The following is a 3,362-nucleotide window of genomic DNA, read 5'->3' on the forward strand; positions in this document are numbered from 1 at the left end:
TGGAACGCACGGTGGCCCTGGACCGGCTCGGGTTCGACGAGGCCTGGTTCGGCGAGCACCACTCCGGCGGGTACGAGCTGATCGCCTGCCCCGAGGTGTTCATCGCCGCAGCCGCCGAGCGCACCAAGCACATCAGGTTCGGCACGGGCGTGGTGTCGCTGCCCTACCACCATCCGTTGATGGTGGCCGACCGCTGGGTGCTGCTGGACCATCTCACCCGCGGCAGGGTGATGTTCGGCACCGGACCGGGTGCACTTCCGTCCGACGCGTACATGATGGGCATCGATCCCGTCGACCAGCGACCGATGATGCAGGAGTCCCTGGAGGCCATTCTGGCGTTGTTCCGTGCAGGTCCCGGCGAGCGGATCGACCGCAAGACCGACTGGTTCACCCTCCGCGACGCCGCGCTCCACATCCGGCCCTACACCTGGCCGTATCCGGAGATATCCACGGCGGCAATGGTTTCCCCGTCGGGACCACGGCTCGCGGGCAAGCTCGGCACATCGCTGCTCTCGCTGTCGATGTCGGTACCGGGAGGTGTCGCGGCTCTGGAGACCACGTGGGGCATCGTGGGCGATCAGGCCGCGAAGTCCGGCCGTGAGGCCCCCGACCGCAAGGACTGGCGGGTGCTGGGAATCGTCCACCTCGCCGACACCCGCGAGCAGGCGATCACCGACTGCACCTACGGCCTCGAGGATTTCGCCAACTACTTCGGCGCGGCGGGATTCGTCCCGCTGGACAACAAGGTCGAGGGCGAGAAGTCCGCACGCGAGTTCGTCGAAGACTATGCCAGCCAAGGCAACTGCTGCATCGGGACACCGGCCGATGCGGTCTCGTACATTGAGGACCTGCTAGACCGGTCCGGCGGATTCGGGACCTTTCTGCTCCTCGGCCACGATTGGGCGCCGCCTGCCGCGACGTTCCACTCCTACGAGCTGTTCGCGCGAGAAGTCATGCCGCACTTCAAGGGTCAGCTCGGTGCCCCACACGAATCGCACGAGTGGGCCAAGGGCATCAGGGACCAGCTGTTCGGGGCGGCGGGCCAGGCCATCGTGAACGCCATCACCGAGCACGTCGACGAGCAGCAGAAGGCTTGATGCGCGCATCGGTACTGCGCGGCGGCGCGATGGTCCATCGCGACGACGTTCCGGAGCCGGTACCCGGCCGCGGCCTGGTGCTGGTCGCGGTGAAGGCATGTGGAATCTGCGGATCGGATCTGCACTTCGCCAAGCACGGCGAGGAATTCCTCGCTGCCGGGAGGGACTTGCTGGGCATGCCGGATCCGGGCCGCGACGTCGACCTGTCCGCCGACATCTTCATGGGGCACGAGTTCAGCGCCGAGGTGCTCGAGGCAGGCCCCGACACCGACGCGCCGCCCGCCGGCACGCTGGTGACCTCGATACCCGTGGTGCTGTCGGCCACTGGGATGGACATGATCCTCAACAGCAACACGACGATCGGCGGCTATGCCGAGCGGATGCTCCTGTCGGCTCCGCTGCTGCTTCGCGTGCCGAACGGGCTCGACGCCGCCCGCGCCGCGCTGACCGAGCCCATGGCCGTCGGCCTGCACGCGGTGAACAAGTCGAACGTCGCGCCGGGCGAGGTGACAGTGGTGATCGGGTGCGGCCCGATCGGCATCGCCATCATCGCGGCGCTGAGGTCCAGGGGCGTCGAGCGCGTCGTGGCTGCCGACTTCTCGGCGCGGCGTCGCGAGATCGCGACGGCCGTCGGCGCACACGAGGTGCTCGACCCCGCCACGGGCTCACCGTTTGACACGACCACGCCCGCGGTGGTCTTCGAGGCGGTCGGTGCGCCGGGCGTCATCGACGACGTCCTTCGCCGGGCACCCCGTGGCATCCGGTTGGTCGTCGCCGGGGTGTGCATGCAGCCGGACACGGTGCGCCCGTTGTTCGCGGTCGCCAAGGAGGCCAACATCCAGTTCGTCTTCGGCTACGACCCAAGGGAATTCGCGAACTCTCTGAGGTCGATTGCCGAAGGCGAGATCGACGTGGCGCCGATGATCACCGGCACGGTCGGCCTGAACGGGTTGGGCACGGCGTTCGACGATCTGGCCGATCCCGATCAACACTGCAAGATCATCGTGAGCCCAGATCTGTAGTGTGCCCCTATGCCGTTGCACGCCTGGGCGAAGATGCCAAAGAATCTCATCGTCATCGCCGTCGCGGGACTGGCGATCGCCGGGCTGTCGGCATGCGACAAGCAGCCGACGCCGACGTCGAACTCGGCAGTCCCAAACGCCAGGCAGGTCACGGTCATCGGCTCGGGTGAGGTTCAGGGCACCCCGGACACGTTGACGGTCAATGCCTCCACCGACGCCACCGCGCCGGACGTCACCGCCGCGTCGAACGAGGCGGGCGGCCGCATGCAGGCGGTGATCGACGCGCTCGTCGGTTCGGGCATCGACCGCAGGGACATCAGCACCACGCAGGTGTCGCTGCAGCAGCAGTACACCGAGCCCACGACGCCGCCCACGCCTGCGACCTATCAGGCGACCAACTCGATCAGCGTGAAGATCCGCAGAATCGACAAGGCCTCCGCGGCGCTGGCCCTGATCCAGAACGCGGGCGGAAATGCCACCAGGATCAACTCGGTCGACTTCTCGATCGAGGACAGCACCGCGTTGGTGAAGGACGCGAGGGCGCGCGCATTCAACGACGCCAAGGATCGGGCCGAGCAGTACGCAGGCCTATCCGAACTGACCCTGGGAAAGGTCATCTCGATCTCCGAGGCTCAATCGGCCGGTGTGCCGCCGCCACCGCCTCCGATGCCGCGCGCCATGGCCGCTGAGCCCGTCCCGCTGCAGCCCGGTCAACAGACCGTCGGCTTCTCGGTGACGGTGGTGTGGGAGCTCGTCTAGTCCTCGTACACCTTTGGGTCGAGGGTCCCGATGTAGCACATGTCGCGGTAGCGCTCGGCATAGTCCAGGCCGTAGCCGACGACGAACTCGTTGGGGATGTCGAAGCCGACGTAGTCGAGATCGAGGTCGACGCGCACGGCATCGGGCTTGCGCAGCAGAGTGCAGACCTTCAGCGACCGGGGCCGGCGGGTCGCGAGGTTGCGGAGCAGCCACTTCAGCGTGAGCCCGGAATCCACGATGTCCTCGACGATCAGCACGTCGCGGTCGTTGATGTCGCGGTCGAGGTCCTTGAGGATGCGCACCACCCCGGACGACGTCGTCGAGCTGCCGTACGAGCTGACCGCCATGAACTCCATGGTCGAGGGACGTTCGATGGCGCGGGCGAGGTCGGACATGAACATCGCAGCGCCCTTGAGCACGCCGACGAGTAGCGGCTCGCGTCCCACGTAGTCCGAGTCGATCTCTTTGGCGAGTGCGGCGATCT

4 protein-coding genes are annotated in these 3,362 nt (G+C 67.2%); 3 read left to right on the forward strand and 1 reads right to left on the reverse strand.

What is annotated here, in order from left to right; translation table 11 throughout:
- The 3 genes from QOD90_RS03225 to QOD90_RS03235 form a co-directional block, all read left to right on the forward strand.
- The coding region (locus tag QOD90_RS03225; protein ID WP_526346608.1) for an LLM class flavin-dependent oxidoreductase at nucleotides 1-1,097 on the forward strand (1,097 nt) is incomplete at its 5' end.
- Nucleotides 1,097-2,119 carry a zinc-binding dehydrogenase gene (locus QOD90_RS03230; protein WP_526346610.1) on the forward strand — a complete coding sequence of 341 codons (1,023 nt, stop codon included), beginning with the start codon at nucleotides 1,097-1,099 and terminating at the stop codon, nucleotides 2,117-2,119. The genes QOD90_RS03225 and QOD90_RS03230, both read left to right, overlap by 1 nt.
- A 9-nt stretch (nucleotides 2,120-2,128) precedes the next feature.
- On the forward strand, nucleotides 2,129-2,878 hold the full coding sequence (locus QOD90_RS03235; protein ID WP_526346612.1) for an SIMPL domain-containing protein: 750 nt from the start codon (nucleotides 2,129-2,131) through the stop codon (nucleotides 2,876-2,878).
- On the opposite strand, the gene hpt is transcribed toward QOD90_RS03235, so the two are convergent.
- Nucleotides 2,875-3,362 (reverse strand): hypoxanthine phosphoribosyltransferase (hpt, locus tag QOD90_RS03240; protein WP_526346614.1); only part of this gene is annotated, 488 nt, incomplete at its 5' end. The genes QOD90_RS03235 and hpt overlap by 4 nt on opposite strands.

The organism is Mycobacterium sp. (assembly GCF_032161845.1).
Lineage (GTDB): Bacteria > Actinomycetota > Actinomycetes > Mycobacteriales > Mycobacteriaceae > Mycobacterium.

What these genes read in the sequence shown, in the direction of transcription:
- QOD90_RS03230 (WP_526346610.1), top strand. Translation starts at nt 1,097, where the DNA reads ATGCGCGCATCGGTACTGCGCGGCGGCGCGATGGTCCATCGCGACGAC.
- QOD90_RS03235 (WP_526346612.1), top strand. Translation starts at nt 2,129, where the DNA reads ATGCCGTTGCACGCCTGGGCGAAGATGCCAAAGAATCTCATCGTCATC.